A 22,148-nucleotide genomic window follows, 5' to 3' on the forward strand; every position below is an offset into this window, starting at 1 on the left:
GGTCGGCAGGAGGTATTTATCCATGCGCAGAAGGACCAGAACAATGTCGTCAAACACAACGAAACCACTTTCGTCGGCAATGACCGCAGTGAACAGGTCGATCATGACGAGACGCTCAGTATCGGGCATGACCGCAGCCAAACGGTGGGCAATGATGAGCGGGTCCGGATTGGCCAGGATACGTTTGTCGACATAGGCCGAAATCAGAAAATAAACATCGCCAAAGACCGCATAGAGGCCGTCGGCAATCATCGCCACGACCAGATCACAGCCAATCACCACATCAGCGTCGGCGGCAATCTTGAGCAGCAGGTCGAGGGCCATGCAGAGCTGGAGGCGGGACTGGAAATCCGCAGGCGCACTCGACGCTACGACCTTCGAACAGCGGAAGCTGTGATCATCCAAGGGCCAGGAGGCTCCATCCGGATTGATGACACGGGCATCACCCTGGACAGCCCAAACCTACACATCAACGGCGTCCTGCTCCAATCTCCAAGCGGTAGCACCAACCCCTTTTCCATCAGCAGCGCACCCATCACTGGCAAACCTCTGGACCGCCTATGCGGGCGGCGCCCCGATGGTACCTGCCCGTTGCCCGACTGCCGCTGTATCAAAGGGCCAGTCCAATGAATACAACACCCTCGCATCTGTCCGGCGAACCTCTCGGATATCCCTATCGTTTTTTGCTGCTCATGACCCGCGAGCTCGAGTACTGGGCCTACCGGCCCATACCGCAAGAAGGCGAATTGGTGCCGGCCTATGCCCCATCAGTACTCGACCTCATCAATAACGTCAGCCGAAATACTCAACATGCATGGCTATGGAAGCGCAGCGCGCTGGACGACCGCCACGAATTTGGCCCTTTGCTGGTCGATGTTTCAGAAGCGCCCGAACTGCTTGCCCATGCAATCACCACCTGGATGCCCGTTGGAGGGGCCATAGTACTGGATAGCGAAGCTTGCCTCGCCGTGCTAGCGGACCATTTCACCAGCCTTACTCAGGTCACGCTCCCGGATCAGGGAGCAGCCAATTTTTACTTCAAGCCGGATCATCTTGCAGCCTGGCTCGATGCATTGGACGGCGATCATCGCGCCACCTGGCTTGGGCCTGTGTCGTCACTGGCCTGGCGAGTCAACTGGGGGCCGGCCCATGAATGGAAAACACACGAACGCACCCCGACTACTGCCCGCCTGATATCGCAAGCACCGCTGCGCCTTCGCGTACATGAACTGGACCGGCTGCACGCAGGTATACGCGAGCACTTCATCCTCACGCTGGCGCACGAAGTCTTGGCCATGCCACCCCATGCCGCCCAAACGTTAGCCGCCATTAGGAAATGGATTGAAGCCCTGTTGCCGCAGCTGAAGTCACTCAACTTTCGCGACGAGGAAACCGCAGGTCAGTTCATTCGGCTGATGGCCGGGCACATGTGGCTGATGAGCAGTGACCAGGCTACGAAGATCTACACCAACCTCAACGAGTCGCCCCAGGCCCGTCTTCGCGAGCTGCACGCACTGGTCCAAATCAAGGAATCCACCCATGACTAGCCCCGCCGTCGGCAGCGCCACCTCCGGCCCCGCCTGCAGCCCACGCGTGCCCATCCTGCCGGTGCGCTATGCCATCGTGCCGCGTACGGGCGATGCCCCGGCCTGTCGCTACGCAGGCGCAGGCTTCAACCTGGAACAAGGCTTCGCCCCGCTGCAGCACTCGTCCTACACCCTGCGCGCGCTACGCCCAGGCTACATCTATGTGTTCATGAAAGGCCCCCAGGGCGAAAAACTGGTCATTCATGAGTACGACGGCGAAGGACGCTACCGGGAGCTGCGCTACCAGGGCCTGGAAGACTACCACCTGCGCGAACACTACCTGTCCAGCCAGAGCATGGGCTGGGTATGGGCCGACACCCGCCCGGACACCGCCAAGGAAGTGTGGATCGGCTACAGCCCGCACCTGTGGACCAACGCCACGACTGCCCGCATCACCGCTTCAGCAGCCCTGCGCAAACGGCATATGCGCCAGCTGGACATGGCCGAGCTGATTGCCGGCAACCCGGCCCCCTCCACCCAGCCCCATGTGCTGCCGCTCAGTGCGCTGCAAAACTGGGTCGAAGACTACAAACCGGCAAGCCGGCGTATGTCCCTGACCTGGAGCAGCCACGCGTCCACAACCACCTTGTCCGTCGGCAGGCTCAACGCCATTGCCCGGGACTATCCCAGCACCCAGCCGAAAATACCGGTGGTGGTGGCGCTGGCTGATGCTGAAGGCGTGGCCCTGGACCTGAGCCTGTCGGTCTCGGCCTACCAGCACCAACTGCATGACCTGATGCCCGCCGAGCAGCAAGAACACACCAAGCCCGCGCAAGGCTCCGAGCAGGCAGACGTACCGGCGTGCTACCAGCTGGATGCCGAACGGCTCAGTCAGCAGAGCCGTGATTTTCACCATCGCAACCTGGTCGCCCTGCTGCTGAACAAAACACTGGAGACGATGTACCCGGCGGATATGCCCGCTACCGAAGTGGTCGAGATAAGGCTGCAGTCCACCCGCACAGGACGCCCTCTCCCCCCGGCCGAGGCACGTTATCGGGCCCTCACTCACGAGGACTATTCCCCGAACGGTGCGCGTTTGGCGCTGCGCATCGATACCGACAAATACCTGCAGTTCCTCGCCGAACGCGATGAGCTGGAGCAGCGCATTGCAGGCCTGCGCAACCTTGCCCTGCAAGCCAGTCATGATCACGACGCGTGGCTGGCCACGGCCGAAGCTGCGCATATCGATGACCCCTACAGCCTGGCCGCCGCACTGGCGTGCTATGACCGCAACGAACGCATCTCGGCCCGTGGCCTGGAAATCGCCCTGGCCCTGCTGATCTACCCGATGGGCCAGCCGACACCCGGTACCGAAGACCAAGATCGGCGCTTCAAACGCCTGGAACAGTGGCTGGACCAGCACGACAGCCCGCTCTACACCGCCCTGGCGCCGTTCAATCCCTTCAAGGACAAAGCCGATGCGGCCGGCGGTGTGCTGGGCGGCGGCGACAATGTCATCGAAGGGCTGGCCGGGCGTTTCCCGGCCATTGCCGACATCACCGATCTCACGGCCCAGTCCGTCAACGCCGTGGTGCTCAAACGCCTGCGTGGTCACACCCGCTGGGATGCCAGCCACACCCTGCGTCAGCAAGTACTGCTGGCGGCGCGTGAGGCCAATGCCGAGAAAGCGCTGGGGCTGTTGGCGGCGCGTTACCAGATCACCGACCAGGCCATCCGGGAAAACCCGTTCAGCCAGGAGGTGGAGCGGTATTTGAAGAGCGGCATGGCGCAGGTTGAGGAAATGAAGCAGCTGCGTATTTCGGGCAATCGGACGGTGGCGGTTGAGCTGACCACCACTGCGCGGGTTAAACCCAACTTGCTCGGGTTGCTTACGTCGGGCGGAGGCGGTGGTCTGAACGCCGGAATGCTGTGGTTCAACGTGATCTCGCTGAAGACGGCTTACAACAGCCTGCAGAAAAGCAATGCGCCGGAATACACCTTGGGGTTTGCAGCGTCGATTTTCGGGGTGATCGGTGCGGCTGCGGCGACATTGGTTAGCGTACGCGCAACGCAGAAAGCCGTGATGCTGAGATTGAGTTCGACGGCGCCGGGGATGGCGTTTGGTAACGGCGTAATCAAGTTCTTGAGCAGTAATCTGTTTGCGCGTTTAGCGGGATACCCTGCGATAGCCTCTGGTTTCTTCTCTGATGCATTCAAGGTACACCGCCAATTCGATAACGGTGATTTTATCGCAGCAGGATATACGCTAGCCGGTGGATTAAGTACGGCTATTGGCTCTGTCGTCGTCCTTGAGGCCGGGCTTGCAATAGCAGGGCCCACGGTGTTTGTACCCTTCGCGGGATGGGCCGCAGCGGCGTTGGTGCTCGCGGGAGCAACGATCATTGCTGGGGGTCTGTATCTTCACGCCAAAGCACATGAACGCGTTCACAGTCCGATTGAGCTTTGGGCAGCACGCAGCATCTTTGGCAATCGCATCAATGATGGAGAGATCCGCTCTGACATTATCCTGGACCATGACAAGAAACTTCCTCCACTCCCCTCCTTGCACGCAGAAATCAAAGCCTGGCATAACGAGCACTATGGGCCAAAACTATTATCAGCCAAGCAAGCGCAATCACTTGGCGTAACCAATGTCGATACTCAATGGCACCAGAACACTCACTGGGCACAGCCAAACTGGTCAGCTATAAAATTTAAATATGCGGCCACATCTGGAGCAACGGCTGAGTTCACAATTCTGCTACCGGGCTTCGCAATAGGCGCCAGCCACTGGTCAGGAAGTTCGAGCAGCCTTCGTGACGATGGAGGAATGGACATATTACCAATCAATCCCGTCGCCTACGTTGTAGGCGCCGGCTTGATTCTTCATTTCAAGCTCACGCTGACCCACCAAAACCACGTCTCACTGCATCTCGCCTACAGCACTAATCAAGGGCTGGACGAAGCCATTGAGATTCATTCCAACTTCCGTCTCGAGCGCTGATTATGAGAACCATATGGTTATTTAACTCAACCTCATACTCAGGGTATAAACCCGCCATTGGTGGACAGCTATTAAGTGTATCCAGAAACACTCTGTGTCTACGCAACCCTTGGGTATCAGACTCTATTTTTATGGGTAAGCTGTACTGTGCAATGACTATTGCATCAGTATGCATATTTTACTTTATTTTACTATCCAGTGGCAACTGGAATGATTATATGCGCGCACCCACCCTAATGATCGGAATGGCTTTATCGCCCTTCATATTTCTTCCGTTTCTTTTTTATCGAATTTGGCTCATCAAAGGGTTATCAAGTGTTTGCTTCAACCGTTCAACAAAGAAAATTTACTACCAACGTTTTAGGAGGGTATTCGTCTTTGAGTGGCACAATACTGGAGGTGGTCTTTTCAGGCGCACAGAGTTTGGTGGCTCATCTTTCACCACCTCCTATGCACTCGCATTCGCACCCCGTCGAAAAGACGGAAGTCTCCATCAAAAAGATTGCCTCTGGACCGACAGCAACGAACCCACCGAACCCGGCATCAAGCACGTCGCCGAAGTCTGGGAATACCTTCGCCACTTCATGAACCACGGCCCGGCCAAACTCCCTCCTCCCGGCGAACCCAACTGGTGGTACCGGCCGCTTCATGCCATCTGCCTGACTCCGGCAGAAGCCTGGCGCCACTACGCCCCCTGGCGAACCGGCGAGCCCGGAGAAATGCAGGGCAAGAAAAACTGGCAACTGCCGTTCTGGGCCGTGTTGTTCCCCTACAACCTCGGCCTCGCCCTCTGCTGGTATGGCGTGTGTCGCCTCTTCAATGTCCGGGCAGCACCGCCTCCGCCAGAGGCCTTCGACGAAGCCCCTGTTCAACTAAAAAAAGGAAAGCGCAAATGAAACCTATCGTACTCGTAGGCCATCGTCATAGTTGCCCCATCCATGGCGAAGGCACCGTGGAAACAGGCGCAAGCGCTGCATTCGTGAATGGCAGGGCAATAGCATGCGTCGGCGACCGAATCAGTTGTGGCGCTGTCATCGAAACCGGTGCTAGCAGCACGATCATCGAGGGCCAACCGGCGGCAAGGGAGGGAGACACCACCAGCCATGGCGGAACCTTGGTCGAGGGTGATCCGGGTTGGCTGATTGAATGACAGCAAAACCGGCATAGGTGTTCTGCTCTGCAAGGTTATGGGTGCGGCGCTGATGCCGGCGATGCGTGCAAGGGTTGGGGCCTTGGGCGATCAGCCGCCGCGCTTGATCGCGCAGTGAGCGCGCCTGACACCGCCCGACTTAGGGATAGGTGCCAAGGCATACGATTTTGCTTGCTGGCCCATAAGTAACGGAAATGCCGCGATTTTCCGCCAGCCCCGCTCACGCCGAGTGACAGGCCGTCGCTATCGCCGAGGGTGTAGTCCTTGCCGGTGGCCTTGGCCTGGCGAACGGTTGCATTTTAAAGTGCCATCTACGGGCTCCCGAACACGAAAAAGTCCGGATGCCCATGGATCGAAGTGGCTTTGAGCGGAACGAAAAAAGACGCCGAAGCGTCTATTTTCAATGATCTAAAGACTTCCATGGAACTCTGTAGATCGATATTTGGAGCGGGAAACGAGACTCGAACTCGCGACCCCGACCTTGGCAAGGTCGTGCTCTACCAACTGAGCTATTCCCGCGTCGTGATGGGCGCCATTCTATCGAATTACAGAACGGCGTCAACCCCTTGATTCAAAAAACTTTTATTTTTGCTCCGAGCCTTCGCGCAGGTGCGGCCAGGCGGCCAGCAGGTAGTGCACCATCGACACCAGGGTCAGGCCGGCGGCCACCAGCAGCAAACCATAGCCCAGCACCACCCAGAAGGTCAGCACCGGTGGGTTGGCCAGCAGGATCACCAGCGCCAGCATCTGCGCGGCGGTCTTCCACTTGCCCAGGTTCGACACCGCCACGTGCGCCCTCGCCCCAAGCTCAGCCATCCACTCGCGCAGTGCCGAGACCACGATCTCGCGGCCGATGATCACCGCCGCTGGCAGCGTGAGCCAGAAGTTGGCGTGCACCTGCACCAGCAGCACCAGGGCCACGGCCACCATCAGCTTGTCGGCCACCGGGTCGAGGAAGGCGCCGAATGGCGTGCTCTGCTGCAACCGACGGGCCAGGTAGCCGTCGAGCCAGTCGGTGGCGGCGGCGATGGCGAACACCGTGCTGGCGGCCATGTAGCTCCAGTGATAGGGCACATAGAACAGCAGGATGAAGATCGGGATGAGCAGGACGCGTAGAACGGTGAGCAGGTTTGGAATATTCATCGGTACGACTGGCTGCGAGTTGAGCCCGGCATTCTACTCGCTATGCAGGCTGGCATAAATCAACTCGGCAAGCTTTTTACTGATGCCCGGGGCCTTGGCGATCTCATCGATACTGGCGCGGTTGAGCTCCTGCAGGCCGCCGAAATGTTTCAGCAGGTCGCGTCGGCGCTTCGGCCCGACCCCGGCCACATCTTCCAGGCTCGAGGTACGACGGGCCTTGCCGCGGCGGGCGCGGTGGCCGGTGATGGCGAACCGGTGGGCTTCGTCGCGGATTTGCTGGATCAGGTGCAGGGCTGGTGAATCGCCCTTGAGGGTGAACTCGTGGGCCACGTCGTTGAGGTACAGGGTCTCGAAACCGGCCTTGCGGGTCACGCCCTTGGCCACCCCCAGCAGTGTCAGGTCACCGAAGCCCAGCGCCTGCATCACGTCGCGGGCCATGTTCAGCTGGCCCTTGCCGCCGTCCACCAACAGCACGTCGGGCAGCTTGCCCTCGCCGTCCTTGATCCGCCCATAGCGGCGCTGCAAGGCCTGGTGCATGGCTGCGTAGTCGTCGCCAGCGGTGACGCCTTCGATGTTGAAGCGGCGGTAGTCGGACTTGAGCGGGCCTTCGGGGCCGAACACCACGCAGCTGGCCACGGTGGCCTCGCCACTGGAGTGGCTGATGTCGTAGCACTCCAGGCGCTGCGGCACTTCGTCCAGGTCGAGCACTTGGGCCAGCGCCTCGAAACGCGCAGCCATGTGCTGGCGGTTGGCCAGGCGAGCGTTGAGGGCCTGTTCGGCGTTGGTCACCGCCAGTTGCTGCCAACGAGCCCGGGTGCCGCGCACCCGGTGGCTGATGCTGAGCTCGCGGCCGCGCAGCGTCTGCACGGCCTCGGTGATGGCGTCGAAGTCCTCGTGCACCACGTTGACGATCAGCTCGCCCGGCAGTTCGCGCTCGGCGTTGCCCAGGTAGTACTGGGAGAGGAACGCGGCCATGACTTCGGCTACCTCCTCTTCGATACCCACCTGCGGGAAGTAGTTCTTGCTGCCCAGCACCCGGCCGCCACGCACGCTGATCAGGTGCACGCAGGCACCGCCCGGGTTGACGAAGGCTGCCACCACGTCGACATCGCCCGAGCCACCTTCCATGTACTGCTGGTCCTGCACCCGGCGCAGCAAGGCGATCTGGTCGCGCAGCTCGGCGGCCTTCTCGAAGTTCAGGGCCATCGCGGCCTTTTCCATCTCGGCGTTGAGCTCGTTGCCCAGTTGCTGGCTGCGGCCTTCAAGGAACATCACCGAATGGCGCACGTCCTCGGTGTACTCCTCGGGCGTCACCAAGCCCACGCACGGGCCCTTGCAGCGCTTGATCTGGTACTGCAGGCACGGGCGGGTGCGGTTGGCGTAGTAGCTGTCCTCGCACTGGCGCACCGAGAATGCCTTCTGCAACAGGCTCAGGCTTTCGCGGATGGCGCCGGCGCTGGGGTACGGGCCGAAATAGCGGCCCTTGGCCTTCTTCGCGCCACGGTGGATACCCAGGCGCGGGAATTCACCGTCGGACAGGAACACGTACGGGTAGGACTTATCGTCGCGCAGCAGGATGTTGTAGGGCGGCCGCCATTCCTTGATCAGCGTCTGCTCGAGCAGCAGCGCTTCGGTCTCGTTGGCGGTGATGGTGGTTTCGACCTGGGCGATGCGCCCCACCAGGGCAGCCGTCTTCGGCGCCAGGCCGGTCTTGCGGAAATAGCTGGCCAGGCGCTTCTTGAGGTTCTTGGCCTTGCCCACATACAGCAGCCGGGCTTCGCCGTCGAACATCCGGTACACGCCCGGGCGACCGCTGCAGGTCGCCAGGAACGCGCTTGCGTCAAAAGGTTGAGACATGAGGTGTGCTTAAAGACTTGCGTCGACCATACCGTGGCGGACGGCCAGCAAGGTCAATTCGACATCACTGGTGACCGAGAGTTTTTCGAAGATTCGATAACGGTAAGTATTGACGGTCTTGGGGGACAGACACAACTTGTCGGAGATGATCTGCACTTTCTGGCAGCCGACGATCATCAGGGCGATCTGGATCTCCCGCTCCGACAGGGCGTCGAACGGCGAGCCCTGGGGCTGGAACGACTTCAACGCCAGTTGCTGGGCGATCTGCGGGCAGATGTAGCGCTGACCGGCGAAGGCCAGGCGAATCGCCTGGACCATCTCGTCGAGCCCGGCCCCCTTGGTGAGGTAGCCGGCGGCCCCCGCCTGCAGCAAGCGGGTGGGGAACGGGTCTTCCTCGCACACGGTCACCGCGACCACTTTCGTGTCCGGATGGCTGCGCAGCAGCTTGCGCGTTGCCTCCAGGCCGCCGATCCCTGGCATCTTCACGTCCATCAGGACCACGTCGGGCTTGAGCTCACGGGCGAGTTTGAGGGCGGACTCGCCGGAGTCCGCCTCCCCCACCACTTGCAGGCCGTCGATGTCGGCCAGCATGCGCGTGATGCCGGTACGCACCAGATCGTGATCGTCGACCACCAGGACCCTAATCAAGCAGACACCTCGTTAGTGGGGCGATTGGATCCCGCCACCTTAACAAAAAATTTCACGGCGAACCTAGCGCAAAGCGTCATGGAAGTACGCCTGCCGGTCGAGGCGCCGTACCCGCGGTGCATCCGGCCCGTCCATTTCACCTGCCAGGCGGTTGAGCAGGTGCCATACCGCAGCCTGGTCGGCCGATGGCAAACGCCGAAAGGCGCCGAGCAGACGGTCTTCGTCGGCGGTCAGGCTGTCCAGCGGTGCGGGGGTGCAGACCCCGCTCAACACGTAAAGCGCATCGACGCCCTTGGCCGCCACGGCGGCGAGGTAGTCCATGCGGGGGGTGCGTTCGCCACTCTCGTATTTGCCCTGGGCGTTGGGCTCTACCCCCCCGATATCACCGAATACGCGCTGGGTCAGGCCCAGGCGTTCGCGCTCTTCTCGTAGGCGGGGACCAAATCCGTTCATCTGCTTGCCTCCTTTGCATGGATGGTAGACGGGCGCATCCAGCACCCGAGTGAATGCGTCTACATTCGCTCGGCACTATGCCAATTGGATCCAATCCTTGCAAGCCATCATTGCGCCACGTCATTGCCCCGCCCCTGAAAGCCGGGGCAATGGGCGGACGCATCGGGTTGAGTTGCCTGGCAACGGCCTTGCCGGTGTTCGCCGGCAAGCCGGCTCCTACAGGGGCGCGTTACCAAAATGAATCCAACAACAAAAAACGAGGACTGCAAGACATGAAAGACCACGTTGAGCGACCTGAAGCAGGGGTGAGATTGACGCCATTTTATCGTCAATCATGAGTCAAACATTTTTTTGACGCCTAACTTTCATAAACTTTAACCGCCTGTTTTTAATAGATTTTTCTTAAAACGACAGAAACTTTTAAAAAACTTCAAACTTGCAGAATGCCAGCACTTGCCTAACTAAGAAAAACCTCCTTAGGATGTAAAAAGACAACCAGGAACAGCCTGCACCGCCTTATTCAAGCGCGGCTTGATCGTGCACGTCTGCCACGTCGACAACTTCAACGAATGGACTATCTCGGCCGGTTTGTGCCGCGCCCGAGGGAGAGGGATCTATGAACATCAGCATCTTCGGACTGGGCTATGTGGGGGCGGTGTGCGCCGGGTGCCTGTCGGCCCGCGGCCACCAGGTACTGGGGGTGGATGTCGCCCAGGACAAGATCGACCTGATCAACCAGGGCCGCTCGCCGATCGTCGAGCCGGGCCTCGAGCAATTGCTGCTCGATGGCGTGCGCCAGGGCCGCCTGCGCGGCACCACCGATGTGCAGGCGGCGATCCTGGCCACCGACCTGTCGCTGCTGTGCGTGGGCACCCCCAGCAAGAAAAACGGCGACCTCGACCTGGTGTACATGGAGGCGGTGTGCCGGGAGATCGGCGCGGCACTGCGCGACAAGGCCAGCCGCCACACCGTGGTGGTGCGTAGCACGGTGCTGCCGGGCACGGTGAAGAACGTGGTCATCCCCCTGCTGGAACAGGCCTCGGGCAAACGCGCCGGCGTCGACTTCGGCGTGGCGGTCAACCCGGAGTTCCTGCGCGAAAGCACGGCGATCCAGGACTACGACTTCCCGGCCATGACCGTGATCGGCGAGCTCGACACGCAATCCGGCGACCTGCTCGCCTCGCTATACCAAAGCCTCGACGCCCCGGTGATCCGTAAGTCGGTCGAAGTCGCCGAGCTGATCAAATACACCTGCAACGTGTGGCACGCCACCAAAGTGAGCTTCGCCAACGAGATCGGCAACATCGCCAAGGCCTCGGGCGTGGATGGCCGCGAAGTGATGGACGTGGTCTGCCAGGACTTCAAGCTCAACCTGTCGCGCTACTACCTGCGCCCCGGCTTCGCCTTCGGCGGCTCGTGCCTGCCCAAGGACGTGCGCGCCCTCACCTACCGCGCCGGCCAGCTGGACGTCGAGCATCCGCTGCTGGCCGCGATCATGGCCAGCAACCGCCACCAGGTGCAGCACGCCTTCGACCTGGTGACGCAATACGGCAAACGCAAGATCGCCCTGCTCGGCTTGGCGTTCAAGGCCGGCAGCGACGACCTGCGCGAAAGCCCGCTGCTGACCCTGGCCGAACAACTGATCGGCACCGGCCACGACCTGCGCATCTTCGACGCCAACGTCGAGCACGCCCGCCGCGTCGGTGCCAACCGCCAGTACATCGAGGAACAGATCCCCCATGTCAGTGCCCTGCTGCGCAGCGACCTGGCGCAGGTGATCGACGAGGCCGAGGTGATCGTGCTGGGCAACAACGACGAACGCTTCGCCCAGGCGCTCGCGGCCGAGCGCGGCAAGCAGGTGATCGACCTGGTCGGTTTCATGACCGGGCCGAGCAACGCCCGACACCAGGGCATCTGCTGGTAAACCCCGCCGCACTCAGGAGCGACAAGCACATGGATCGACAGCATCAGCGGCCCGCCGAGGCCCCGGGGTACCTGCGCGCGGCCGCCCGCTTCTGCGCCTGGTCGTTGCTCGCCGGGCTGATCGCGCTGGCCGCGCAGATGGTCGCGCCGCAGTACCTGGCCCCCAGCCACCACCTGTTCATCTTCATCATCGGCACCCTGGGCATGTGGCGCTATGGCAATGCCATCGTCCACTACCTGCGCGGCATGTACTTCCTGCACTGGCGCTTTCCGCGCCTGCGCCGCCAGGTCGAACGCCTGGGCGACGCGGCCTTGCCGTCGCACCTGTTCATGGTGGTGACCAGCTTTCGCATCCCTACCCACACCACCTTCAAGGTGTACCAGTCGGTATTCCAGGAAGTGCAGCGGTTGAACGTACCGTGCACGGTGATTGCCTCGATCGTCGAAAAGGGCGACGAGCAGTTCATCAAGGACATCCTGCGCAGTGAAGTGCAGGGCCGCGACGACCTCAACCTGGTGATCGTGCGTGCCCGCGGCACCGGCAAGCGTGACGGCCTGGCCCATGCCTTCCGTGCCCTGTCGCGGCAGATGCCGCTGGAGGATGCGGTGGTGGGCGTGGTCGACGGCGACACGATGATGCTGCCGGGTTGCGTCGAACGGGCGGTGAAGCTGTTCGCCCTGCTGCCCGACGTGGGTGGCCTGACCACCAACGAGTTCTGCGAGGTCGAGGGCAGCCGCTGGATGCGCCAGTGGCATTCGATGCGCTTCGTCCAGCGGCATATCAACATGTGCTCGATGGCCTTGTCACACCGGGTGCTGACCCTCACCGGACGGCTGTCGTTCTTTCGCGCCAGCGTGATGACCGAGCCTGCGTTCATCCGCGACGTGGAAGCCGACTTCCTCGAACACTGGCGCCTGGGCCGCTTCCAGTTCCTCACCGGCGACGACAAGTCGAGCTGGCTGAGCCTGATGCGCGCCGGCTGGGACACCTTCTACGTGCCCGACAGCCACACCCTCACCGTCGAGCACCCGCCCAGCGACAGCTTCTGGGTCGCCACCCGCCAATTGATGTTCCGCTGGTACGGCAACTCGCTGCGGCAGAACTTCCGCGCCACCGCCCTGCTCGGCCGCGCGCGCCTGGGGTTGTTCACGCTCTATGTGCTGCTTGACCAACGCGTGTCGATGTGGACCTGCCTGATGGGCCTGACCGCCTCGCTGGTGGCGGGCCTGGTGTTCGGCATCCAGTACCTGCTGGTGTACCTGTTCTGGGTGCTGGTCTCGCGCAGCCTGGTGACAGTGCTGTTCGTGTTCGCCGGGCACCCGGTCAGCCCGATGTACCCGTTCGTTCTCTATTACAACCAGATCGTCGGTTCGCTGATGAAGGTCTACGCGATGTTCCACATGGACCAGCAACGCTGGACGCGGCAGAAGACCACCCTGGCCACCGGCAGCGTCGACTTCGACGCCGGCCTCAACCGCTGGTCCTCGAAGGCGATGCTGTGCGCGTCTATCGCCCTGTTCTTCGGGGTCATCACTGTTCTCCTGGAACTCTCGCACCGTTAAGGAAAGGCGCCTGCACATGAGTACTTCGAATACCCCAACGGCCACTATCGTCCATGAGGCCATCGACGAGCGACAGTACGTGCGCACCCGGATGAACGCCCGCGTGCGCCTGTCCGCCAAGGGCCGCGAGCCCTTCGAGGCGGGCCTGCAGGATATCTCCCTCGGCGGTATCGGCCTGTTGCACGAGGCGCCGCTTACGGTGGGCGCGCTATACGATGCGTCGATCCAACTACGTCTGAACCAGGTCGACCTGTCCATCGACGCCAAGATACGCATCGTCTCCCAGCGCGGCCAGGAGGTCGGCGCCCAGTTCGTCGACCTTGACGCGCAGAAGCGCGACATCCTGCGCTACCTGATCAGCGCCTACCTGTCCGGCGAAGTCGCCGACATCAATGGCCTGTTCAACGTGATGCAGCGCGAGAACTACATCAAGGCGCGCAAGCACCAGCAGGCCAGCGCGCGCACCCCGGGCGAGCGCCTGAAGGCCATTGCCGGTACCGCGCTGTACACCGCCGCGGGGCTGGCGGCGCTGGGTTTCGTCGCCTACAAGGGCTACCTGCTGTTCTTCCGTATCCCGGCAGTGCAGGCCACGGTGGCGGCCAACGCCCAGGTGATCAGCATGCCGGACAACGGCTACGTGAAGTACCTGCTGCCGGCCGGCGCCACCGAAGTGCAGGCCGGCCAGCCGCTGGCGAACATCTCGACCCAATTGGCCACGAGCTTCACCAGCCCGGCGGACATGAAGGCCCTGGCCGACCTCGCACCCGGCGACCTGCAGGTGCTTCTGGGGCGCGCCAGTGTCGAGACGGTGATCAACAGCCCGTGCGACTGCCAGGTCTGGTACCCGTCGCAACCGCTCGATGGCTTCGGCTACAAGGCCGCGCCGATGCTGCACCTGCTGCCGAAGCACGAGGGCCTGTTCGTGCGCGCCAACGTGCCGTTCGACAAGCTCGCCGATGTGAGCCGCGTGCGTTCGGTGGACATGCAGGTGTTCGGCCTCGACCAGCACTTCAGCGGCACGGTGGTGGATGCCCGCTCCGACGAGGTGAACCGCAACCTGGCCCTGACCATCCAGCCGGACAGCCCGCTGCCGGCGGCGGCCTACCAGAAGGCGGTGGCGGTCGACCTGTACCTGGGCCTGCCGTCCGGCAGCGGCAACTGAGGGCCAGCCATGAATGCCAAGAACAGCCGGCGCCTGTTGCTGGCCGGCCTGGGCCTGGTCTGGGCCGGCAGCGCCTGTGCCGGGCAAAGCCTGGAGCAGATCCGCTACGCGCTGTACAAGGACCCGGGGGCTGATGTCGTGGCCGACCTGCGCCAGCTCGCCGACCGTGGCGACCTGGCCTCCAAGCAGTTGCTCGGCGATGTGCTGGCCAACAGCGACGGCGCCAGCCGCCAGGAAATCGTGCGCCTGTACCAGGACGCCTTCGCCGACGGCCATGGCCAGATCCCGGCGCTCGCCTCGCTGGCGCGCTTGCTCGACCGAACCCCGCGCCTGCAACGCAGCCATCAGGCGTGGGTACGCCAGGCCCTGACCCGCTACCCCAACGATCTCGACCCGCGCAGCACAAGTACCAGCCTGGAGGTGTTCCTGGTCTACCCGCAGCTGTTCCCCGGCGAACGCGCCGCCGAACTGCTGGCGCTGTACGAGCAGAGCTGCCTGCTCAATTGCCGGCCTGAGCTGTACCGCGCCGTGGTCGCCGAGCGCCAGGGCAAGCGCGCCGAGGCCGAACGCTGGTACCGCAAGGCCGCGCGCATCGACCCACGCGGCGTCGACCGCTACTACCGCTTCCTGGGTGAGCGCCAGGACACCGCCTTTCTAGTCTTCGCCCGCAATCTGGAGCCCGAAATGGCCGGTTTGCCGGTGGAGGTCGTGCACCGTATCGGCGCGCTACTGGACAACATCCACGGCGTGTTCCGTGGCGAACTGGACGCCGAGCGCGAACAACGCCAGGGCAGCGCCATGGGCCCCCAGGTCGACCCAACGCCTGAGCAACTGGCCCGCGACAAGGCCAACGAACAGCTGCGCGCCGACGGCATCGCCGAAGCCCAGCGCTGGCTGGATCACGCGGTCACCCGTGGCTACCTGCCGGCGCTGGTGTCCAAGGCCAACTTCATGATCTCCAACCCCACCGAGCACAACGCCGAGGAAACCCAGGCGCTGATCGCCCAGGTGCGGGCCAAGGCGCCGACCCGGGCCAAGGCACTCGAGGCGGCGTTCTACATGGTCAACAACTGGCTGACCCTCGCCCCGGAAAAAGCCCAGGTGCTGATCGACGAACTGATCGCCGCCCGCTACCCCGACGCCCAACTATTGCTTGGCGACCTGTACAGCAAGGGCGGCCTCGACCAGCCCGACCAGGAACGCGCTATCGCCATCTGGCAGGCCCAGGCCGAGCAAGGCTCCACCGCCGCCTGGTACCGCATGGCCACCGTGTACCTGCGCGGTCGTGCGATCTGCCACGACCCGGTCAAGGCCTACACCTACGCACGCATTGCCCTGGACCTGGGCGAGACCCGCGCCCGCGGCCTGCTCAAACGGCTGGACAAGACCCTGCCCAAGGATGACATCGCGCGCGCCCTGGCCGCGCGCAACGCTCTGTTGAAGGAAGCCACTCTGTGAAAGCGCACCTCTCCCTGCTCGGCGCCCTGCTCGCCCTGGCACCGTTGCCAGCGGCCCAGGCACTCGAGGAAGTCACCGGCCCCGAAGCCGACAGCAGCGCCCCCGTGCGCGTGGCCAGCGCCGATGAGCCGGTGATCACTTCGGAAGTCTTCAACAAGCTCACCGTGCAGACCGGCTACGGCCCGCAGGACTCGCAAGTCGGGCGTGATCGCGAGACCTTCTACAGCCTGCGCTACGAGCCGTCGTTCGCCTGGTACTCGCCGGAAAAACGTTGGGCCAGGTGGATGGTCTACGGGCGCCTGTGGCTGAACTACGACTCCAGCCAGTCGAGCAACCTGGCCAACGAATCGACCAACAACAACGAGCGCGAACAACCCGAGGGCTGGTACGCCGAGCTGCGCGAGCTGTACGTAAAGCGCAACCTGATTGGCGACGACCCGCGCTTCTCGCTGTCGCTCGGCCGCCAGCGCTTCTCCGACGACTACGGCATCTGGTGGGACGACAGCCTGGAGTCGCTACGCTTCAACTACCAGGACACCTTCTCCGACGCCTTCGTCGCGGTCGGGCAGAAATTTCGCAACTACAACACCGACGTCAACTCGCTGGCCGCCAGTGAGGAACGCACGCTGTACCTCATGGGCCAGTACGCCTATCGCTGGAGCCCGAACAACCAGGCCGGCCTGCGCCTGATGCAGGAAAACGACCGCAGCAGCCACGACATCGACGACCGCTACGACTTCAAGGGCTGGCGCTACGGGCTGTTCTTCAAGGGCGACCACCTGCCGCTGGCCAGCGACTACCTCCTGGAGCTGGCGGCGCTGGACGGCAAGATGGACAACACCGCCGGCAACGGTATCACCACCACGGGGCACAGCAGCCGCGGCTGGGCGGCGCTGGGTGAAGTCGGCAAACGCTTCGACACCCTGCCCTGGACCCCACGTGTGGCCCTGCGCGGCGGCCTGACCGACAAGCCGGACGATGACAACGATGGCTTCCGCCTCAACCCGATCCAGTCCGACCGCATCACCCGCCAGGGCTCCTACAGCACGCGCCTGACCAGCGCGTTCGTCGCCCTCGACCTGCGCAACCTGAGCTACTACGGCATCGCCCTGGAAACCCGCCCCACCCCGCGCAGCGCCCTGGACCTGCGGGTCACCCAGCTCAACCTGCGCGACCCGGGCGGCGCCCTGCCGATCCGCCTGGCCGCCGATGCCCGCGCCCGACGCCAGGGCGAACTCAACGCCGGCTTGCACGGCAAGGGTGACAACGTCGGGCAGATGATCGACCTCAACTACTACTGGAAAATGTTCCCGGTTGCCCTCGACGGCAAGCACCTGGATATCAACACCCTGGTCAGCGCCAGCTACCTCAACGCAGGCAGCGCGCTGGACACTGGCGACGACTACCAGCTGAGCGTCGGCTTAGTGATCAGCTACTGAGGACGGGCCGCCATGATCTTCGCTTCCAACGTGTTCCTGTTCCTCTACCTGCCCCTGTTCCTGGCCATCTACTACCTGGCCCGGCCGCGGTGGCGCTCGCTGGTGATCGTGGCCGCCAGCTACATTTTCTACGCCTGGTGGCGCCCGGACTTCCTGCTGCTGTTCGTCGCCATCACCGCCTGGAACTACGGCTTCGGCCTGGGCATCAAGGCGCGCCTGGACAGCGCTGACAAACGCGGGGCCTTGCGCCTGCTGTGGCTTGGCGTGGCCGGCAACCTGGCCACGCTCGGCTACTTCAAGTACGCCAATTTCGGCGCTGAGGTGCTGGCCCTGCTGCTGGCACCGCTGGGCATCAATACCTGGACCCTGGAAAACATCTTCCTGCCGCTGGGCATCTCGTTCTATGTGTTCCATGCCCTGAGCTACATCGTCGACATCTACCGCAAGGACGCCACGCCGACCCGCAGCTTCATCGACTTCGCCGCCTTCGTCGCGCTGTTCCCGCACCTGGTGGCGGGGCCCATCCTGCGTTACAGCCAACTGGCGCCACAGCTGCGCCAGCGCAGTCACTCCATGGAGCTGTTTTCCCTGGGCGTGTGCCGCTTCATGCTCGGTTTCATCATGAAGGTGCTGATCGCCGACCGCCTGGCGCCGATCAACGCGCTGTTCATCGGTGAAGGCACGTTGCAGTTCAGCGATGCCTGGTTCGGCCTGGTGGTGTCGACGCTGCAGCTGTACTTCGACTTCGCCGGTTACAGCCACATGGCCTTGGGCCTGGCCTTGATGATGGGGTTTCGCTTCCCGGAAAACTTCAATCAACCCTACGTGTCGCAGAGCATCACCGAGTTCTGGTCGCGCTGGCACATGACCCTGGCGCACTTCCTGCGCGACTACGTGTACCTGCCGCTGGTGCGCAAGCGCGTGGCCGGTGCCCTGCCGGCGCTGGTCTGGACCATGTTGCTGTCCGGGCTGTGGCACGGCGCGAGCTTCGCCTTCATCTGCTGGGGGCTGTTCTTCGGGGTGGGGATGGTGCTGGAGCGCAAGTTCGGCCTGGCCACCAAGCTCAACACGCCCTACCGCCTGGGGCGCAACCTGCGCACGGCGCTGTTGATCACCTTGAGCATGCCGCTGTTCTTCACCATGGACCTGCGCCACAGCCTCGCCATCTACCAGGCGTTGCTGGGCTTCAACGGCTTCGGTTCGCTGGAACTCTACGTGCTGGGGGCCTCGAAGATGGCCATGAGCTTCGCCCTGGTGGCGCTGGCCTGGCTGGTGCTGGCGGGGATCACCAACGTGCGCTTCTACGCCGGCAACCAGGACGGCTACTTCATGCGCCATGTGGGTGTGCTGCACAGCCTGTTGCTATGGGGCGGCTTCCTGCTGGCGCTGAGCAGCCTGGCGGCCAGTTCGTTCTCGCCGTTCCTGTATTTCCAGTTCTAGGCGATCCCTGTAGGAGCGGGCTTGCCCCGCGAACACCGGCGAAGCCGGTGCCATGCACCGCATTGCCTGGTTCGCGAGGCAAGCCCGCTCCTACAAGGGGTGCGTCGATCAACGAGTCAACTTTCTGTTCCGTGGGAATGCCATGTATCCAGTGATGAAATCGGCCAGCAAGGCCAACGGTGTACTCTTCGCCCTGGTGCTGGCGGCGATGTTCGTCTATTCGCTGCCGCCCGTAGCGAACTTCGCCCGCAACCAGACCGACGCCTGGAACCTGTTCGTCGACGGCAAGCTGTTGCGCACGTTCGAACAGGCCTACGACAAGCGCTTCTTCCTGCGCGATCCGTCAATCCAGCTGTGGGCAGACGCCCAGTTCCAGCTGTTCGGCGAGGGTTCCAGCGGCGTGGTACTGGGCAAGCACGGCTGGCTCTACACCCGCCAGGAATACCGCGTGCCCAACGACCTGGACGCCAACCTGGCCAGCCAACTGCAACAGATCACCCAGGTCGCCGAGCGCTTGGCCAGCCATGGCAAGCACCTGGTGCTGCTGCCACTGCCGATGAAACTGGACATCTACGCCCAGCACGCCCAGCGCGCCTTCGACCCACGGGTATCCAGCCTCTACGCCCGCTTCGTCAGCGACCTGCAAGCCCGGCAGCTGGACGTGGTGGCGCTGCGCGAGGCCTACCTGCGCAACCTGTCCGGGCCAGCGCTGTTCCTCAAGTCCGACACCCACTGGAGCCCGGACGGCGCGCGCCTGTCGGCCTACGAACTGGCCCGCCAGCGCCCGCAATTGCTGGGTGACCAGGTGTACGTGTCACACAGGACCGGCGAGAAACAGGTCAAGGGCGACCTGATGAACTACCTGCAGTTCGACCATGCGCGCCTGGCGCCGCAGTTCGGCCCCAGCCCGATCGAGCTGTACGAAACCCTCAAGGCCGAACAAGACAGTGATGAACTGTTCACCGAGCAGACCCAGAGCCTGCTGCTGGTGGGCACCAGCTACAGCAAGATCGACGACTGGAACTTCGTCGGTTTCCTCAAGGAAGCCCTCAACCGCGACCTGCTGTCCGTCGCCGTGGAGGCCCGCGGGCCGTTCGAGGCGATGAACCAGTTCCTGGCCAGCGACCAGTTGCAAGACCCACGGATCGACACGGTGGTCTGGGAGTTCCCCCTGCGCACCCTGCTCGCGCAGCGCCCCGACACAGCCCGTCACACCGCCCAACCCGGGCATTTCTGACGTTCAAAGGAGCACCTGATGAAGCCTTCAACCCTGTTCACCGCCATCGCCCTGATTGCTGCCAGCCACACCACCCTGGCCGCCGAAGGCAACGCCGATCTGTATGACGCCGTGGCACCGGCCGACTCGGCGTTCGTGCGCGTGCTCAACCTGTCCGACGCCAACATCGAGGTGACCCTCAGTGGCAAGGTCAACCCACAGAAGGTCGCCCCAGGGCAGCTCGGCGGCTACCGCTTCGTGCCGGCTGGCGCGCACAAGATCGGCATCGGCGCCAAGGTGATCGAACCGACCCTGGCGGCCAACGCCGCCAGCACCGTGGTGTACGACGGCAAGCAGTTGAACCTGATCGCCGACCAGTACGTCAACGAACCGAAAAAGGCGCAGGTGGCCTTCTACAACCTGACCCCGGCCCAGGCCACGCTGCGCACCGCCGATGGCAAGCATGAGGTGGTCAAGGCCCTGGCCAACGGCCAGACCGGCGCGCGCATGGTCAACGAAATAAAGATCGACTTCGCCGCCTATGTGAATGACCAGGAAGTGGCCAGTTTCGACGAGCTGTTCCTGAAGAAAGGCCGCTCTTACAGCTATGTGCTGCTGCCAGGCAACCGCAGCTTGAGCCTGGCCAACAGCATCGACCCGACCGAGTGACGCAACGCCGAACGCAAGGATGACTGGCTTATGAACACCCTCCTCCCCCTCGGCCTGGCGGCTACCCTCATGCTCCTCAGCCTGCCGGGCCAGGCGGCCGAGCCTGGCTGTGAGAACCTGCAGTGCATGGTCTGCCCGGCCCTGGCCGAACCGCAGCACTATGCCGAAGGGCGCATGAAGCTGATGCGCCAGATCGTCCCCGGCAAGGAGCGCTGGCTGTTCCGCTCGATGGTCGACCTGACCAACGACTTCGGCATCCCCGCGCCCATGCGCCCGGAGTTCGCCCGGTTGATGGACACGTTTCACCGCCAGGGCATCCAGGTGGCCATGGCGATCCAGCCGACCCGTGGCCTGATGCACCGCGACAAGCTCCAAACCGATCATCTGCTGGGTTTCGACCATGACCGCGCCAGCCGCAACCTTGACACCTATCTTGGGCAACTGCGCCAGGGTGGAGCGGTGGTGGCACCGATGATGCAGTTGGTACGCCAGCCGCCCAAGGGTGAGTACTTCTTCCGCCGCGACCACCACTGGACCCCGGCCGGCGCCGAAGCCACGGCCATGCTGATGGCCGAGGAGATACGTCGCCAACCGTTCTACGCTGGCCTGACGAAAAAACAGTACCGCACCGAGCCCGGGGTGATGGTGCCCAAGGATGGCACCCTGAACCTGGCCCTGAGCTACATCTGCGGCAATAACTACGGTTTCCAGTACGTGCGCGGCTACCAGACCGTACCGGTGGCCAACGACAGCGACGCCCTGTTCGACGACGCCCCCGACCCCGAGGTGATCCTGGTCGGCGACAGCAACGCCGCAGCCCGTGAGGACGAGAGCAAGCAGTTCAACTTCGACGGCTACCTGAAGCAGTACCTGGAGGTGGATATCCTCAACTACGCCCTGCCCGGCGTGGGCGAGGACGGCTCGCTGCTGGAGTACCTGCTGTCCGCCGACTACAAGCCTGCGGCGCCGCCCAAGCTGATCGTCTGGGAGTTGCCAGCCAACTACCGGCTGGACTCACCCTTGATGTACCGCCAGCTGGTGCCGGCGATACAAGGGGGCTGCAAAGCGTCGCAAGCTGTGTTGGCCACCAAGCTGCAACGCCCGGCGCTTAAAGTCGGCGAACGTATCGAGCTATTGAGCAATGCTGGCAGTGCACGCCAGGCCCTGTCCAACGGCTTCCTCGATATCCGCCTGAGCGACAGGAACGTCAAGGACTTCTACCTCATCGTCTATTACGACAACGGCGCCCGCGACAAGGTGTGGTTCCGCCGCGAGGCGGCGGTGAGCGGTGGGCAGTATTACCTGGAGCTGAGCAAGGCGCCCGAGTTCGCCGGCGCCAACCTGCTCTCGGTGTTCCTCGAGCCGACCAAGGCCGGCACCGCCGCTACCGAAGTGGAGACACGGTTATGTCTGTGATCGGCAGGGTTGGGGCTGCTTTGCAGCCCATCGCCGGCAAGCCGGCTCCTACCTCCGGAGGGCGATCTTCTGTAGGAGCCG

The 22,148-nt window shown here is 63.0% G+C and carries 18 protein-coding genes and 1 tRNA gene; 14 read left to right on the forward strand and 5 right to left on the reverse strand.

Annotated elements, in window-relative coordinates:
- The 5 genes from NGM28_RS17585 to NGM28_RS17605 form a co-directional block, all read left to right on the forward strand.
- Positions 1–630, forward strand: a 630-nt coding sequence (locus NGM28_RS17585; RefSeq protein ID WP_502943872.1) for a bacteriophage T4 gp5 trimerization domain-containing protein, incomplete at its 5' end; no start/stop codon positions are given.
- Positions 627–1,547, forward strand: a complete 921-nt coding sequence (locus NGM28_RS17590; protein WP_502943873.1) for a DUF4123 domain-containing protein — start codon at positions 627–629, stop codon at positions 1,545–1,547. The genes NGM28_RS17585 and NGM28_RS17590, both read left to right, overlap by 4 nt.
- Positions 1,540–4,530, forward strand: coding sequence for a T6SS effector BTH_I2691 family protein (locus NGM28_RS17595; RefSeq protein WP_252090937.1), 2,991 nt, complete (start codon positions 1,540–1,542; stop codon positions 4,528–4,530). The genes NGM28_RS17590 and NGM28_RS17595 overlap by 8 nt, the downstream gene beginning before the upstream one ends.
- 2 nt (positions 4,531–4,532) lie before the next feature.
- Positions 4,533–5,426: a DUF6708 domain-containing protein gene (locus tag NGM28_RS17600; protein ID WP_252090938.1), complete on the forward strand. Its 894-nt coding sequence runs from the start codon at positions 4,533–4,535 to the stop codon at positions 5,424–5,426.
- Positions 5,423–5,680: a PAAR domain-containing protein gene (locus NGM28_RS17605; protein WP_252090939.1), complete on the forward strand. Its 258-nt coding sequence runs from the start codon at positions 5,423–5,425 to the stop codon at positions 5,678–5,680. The genes NGM28_RS17600 and NGM28_RS17605 overlap by 4 nt, the downstream gene beginning before the upstream one ends.
- 443 nt (positions 5,681–6,123) lie before the next feature.
- Here the strand turns inward: NGM28_RS17605 and NGM28_RS17615 are convergent.
- From NGM28_RS17615 to NGM28_RS17635, 5 genes are all read right to left on the reverse strand, one after another.
- Positions 6,124–6,199 (reverse strand) — tRNA-Gly (locus NGM28_RS17615).
- A gap of 63 nt (positions 6,200–6,262) precedes the next feature.
- Complete coding sequence (pgsA, locus tag NGM28_RS17620) at positions 6,263–6,823, reverse strand: CDP-diacylglycerol--glycerol-3-phosphate 3-phosphatidyltransferase (protein ID WP_011534581.1); 561 nt, start codon at positions 6,821–6,823, stop codon at positions 6,263–6,265.
- 33 nt (positions 6,824–6,856) lie between these two features.
- Positions 6,857–8,680 (reverse strand): excinuclease ABC subunit UvrC, encoded by a 1,824-nt coding sequence (gene uvrC / locus NGM28_RS17625; protein WP_252090940.1) that lies wholly within the window; start codon positions 8,678–8,680, stop codon positions 6,857–6,859.
- Positions 8,681–8,689: 9 nt separating this feature from the next.
- Complete coding sequence (gene gacA / locus NGM28_RS17630; RefSeq protein WP_011534583.1) at positions 8,690–9,328, reverse strand: response regulator transcription factor GacA; 639 nt, start codon at positions 9,326–9,328, stop codon at positions 8,690–8,692.
- 63 nt (positions 9,329–9,391) lie between these two features.
- Positions 9,392–9,781, reverse strand: a complete 390-nt coding sequence (locus tag NGM28_RS17635; protein WP_011534584.1) for a helix-turn-helix domain-containing protein — start codon at positions 9,779–9,781, stop codon at positions 9,392–9,394.
- Positions 9,782–10,397: 616 nt separating this feature from the next.
- Here NGM28_RS17635 and NGM28_RS17640 point away from each other — a divergent pair.
- From NGM28_RS17640 to NGM28_RS17680, 9 genes are all read left to right on the forward strand, one after another.
- A complete protein-coding gene (locus NGM28_RS17640; RefSeq protein ID WP_252090941.1) occupies positions 10,398–11,705 on the forward strand; it encodes a nucleotide sugar dehydrogenase in 1,308 nt (435 codons plus the stop codon).
- Positions 11,706–11,734: 29 nt separating this feature from the next.
- Positions 11,735–13,267, forward strand: coding sequence for a glycosyltransferase (locus tag NGM28_RS17645; RefSeq protein ID WP_252090942.1), 1,533 nt, complete (start codon positions 11,735–11,737; stop codon positions 13,265–13,267).
- Between the two features lie 16 nt (positions 13,268–13,283).
- Positions 13,284–14,429: a PilZ domain-containing protein gene (locus NGM28_RS17650; protein WP_240066485.1), complete on the forward strand. Its 1,146-nt coding sequence runs from the start codon at positions 13,284–13,286 to the stop codon at positions 14,427–14,429.
- Positions 14,430–14,438: 9 nt separating this feature from the next.
- Positions 14,439–15,887 (forward strand): tetratricopeptide repeat protein, encoded by a 1,449-nt coding sequence (locus NGM28_RS17655; RefSeq protein WP_252090943.1) that lies wholly within the window; start codon positions 14,439–14,441, stop codon positions 15,885–15,887.
- Positions 15,884–17,326, forward strand: coding sequence for an alginate export family protein (locus tag NGM28_RS17660; RefSeq protein WP_252090944.1), 1,443 nt, complete (start codon positions 15,884–15,886; stop codon positions 17,324–17,326). Before NGM28_RS17655 ends, NGM28_RS17660 begins: the two co-directional genes overlap by 4 nt.
- 12 nt (positions 17,327–17,338) lie before the next feature.
- Positions 17,339–18,766, forward strand: coding sequence for an MBOAT family O-acyltransferase (locus NGM28_RS17665; RefSeq protein ID WP_240066482.1), 1,428 nt, complete (start codon positions 17,339–17,341; stop codon positions 18,764–18,766).
- A 154-nt stretch (positions 18,767–18,920) separates the two neighbouring features.
- Positions 18,921–20,003, forward strand: coding sequence for an alginate O-acetyltransferase (locus NGM28_RS17670; RefSeq protein ID WP_252090945.1), 1,083 nt, complete (start codon positions 18,921–18,923; stop codon positions 20,001–20,003).
- 18 nt (positions 20,004–20,021) lie between these two features.
- Positions 20,022–20,651, forward strand: coding sequence for an alginate O-acetyltransferase AlgF (locus tag NGM28_RS17675; protein ID WP_252090946.1), 630 nt, complete (start codon positions 20,022–20,024; stop codon positions 20,649–20,651).
- A gap of 30 nt (positions 20,652–20,681) precedes the next feature.
- Complete coding sequence (locus NGM28_RS17680) at positions 20,682–22,067, forward strand: alginate O-acetyltransferase AlgX-related protein (protein WP_252090947.1); 1,386 nt, start codon at positions 20,682–20,684, stop codon at positions 22,065–22,067.
- The last annotated feature ends 81 nt before the right edge of the window (positions 22,068–22,148 follow it).

Origin of the sequence: Pseudomonas sp. MWU13-3659 (assembly GCF_023757525.1) — a bacterium.
Taxonomy (GTDB): Bacteria; Pseudomonadota; Gammaproteobacteria; order Pseudomonadales; family Pseudomonadaceae; genus Aquipseudomonas; species Aquipseudomonas entomophila_E.

Excerpts from the sequence above, each read along its gene's own strand:
- NGM28_RS17635 (WP_011534584.1), bottom strand. The coding sequence starts at position 9,781 with ATGAACGGATTTGGTCCCCGCCTACGAGAAGAGCGCGAACGCCTGGGC.
- NGM28_RS17675 (WP_252090946.1), top strand. The coding sequence starts at position 20,022 with ATGAAGCCTTCAACCCTGTTCACCGCCATCGCCCTGATTGCTGCCAGC.
- uvrC (WP_252090940.1), bottom strand. The coding sequence starts at position 8,680 with ATGTCTCAACCTTTTGACGCAAGCGCGTTCCTGGCGACCTGCAGCGGT.
- pgsA (WP_011534581.1), bottom strand. The coding sequence starts at position 6,823 with ATGAATATTCCAAACCTGCTCACCGTTCTACGCGTCCTGCTCATCCCG.
- NGM28_RS17680 (WP_252090947.1), top strand. The coding sequence starts at position 20,682 with ATGAACACCCTCCTCCCCCTCGGCCTGGCGGCTACCCTCATGCTCCTC.
- NGM28_RS17670 (WP_252090945.1), top strand. The coding sequence starts at position 18,921 with ATGAAATCGGCCAGCAAGGCCAACGGTGTACTCTTCGCCCTGGTGCTG.
- NGM28_RS17640 (WP_252090941.1), top strand. The coding sequence starts at position 10,398 with ATGAACATCAGCATCTTCGGACTGGGCTATGTGGGGGCGGTGTGCGCC.
- NGM28_RS17600 (WP_252090938.1), top strand. The coding sequence starts at position 4,533 with ATGAGAACCATATGGTTATTTAACTCAACCTCATACTCAGGGTATAAA.
- NGM28_RS17590 (WP_502943873.1), top strand. The coding sequence starts at position 627 with ATGAATACAACACCCTCGCATCTGTCCGGCGAACCTCTCGGATATCCC.
- NGM28_RS17605 (WP_252090939.1), top strand. The coding sequence starts at position 5,423 with ATGAAACCTATCGTACTCGTAGGCCATCGTCATAGTTGCCCCATCCAT.
- NGM28_RS17595 (WP_252090937.1), top strand. The coding sequence starts at position 1,540 with ATGACTAGCCCCGCCGTCGGCAGCGCCACCTCCGGCCCCGCCTGCAGC.
- NGM28_RS17665 (WP_240066482.1), top strand. The coding sequence starts at position 17,339 with ATGATCTTCGCTTCCAACGTGTTCCTGTTCCTCTACCTGCCCCTGTTC.
- NGM28_RS17655 (WP_252090943.1), top strand. The coding sequence starts at position 14,439 with ATGAATGCCAAGAACAGCCGGCGCCTGTTGCTGGCCGGCCTGGGCCTG.
- NGM28_RS17645 (WP_252090942.1), top strand. The coding sequence starts at position 11,735 with ATGGATCGACAGCATCAGCGGCCCGCCGAGGCCCCGGGGTACCTGCGC.
- NGM28_RS17650 (WP_240066485.1), top strand. The coding sequence starts at position 13,284 with ATGAGTACTTCGAATACCCCAACGGCCACTATCGTCCATGAGGCCATC.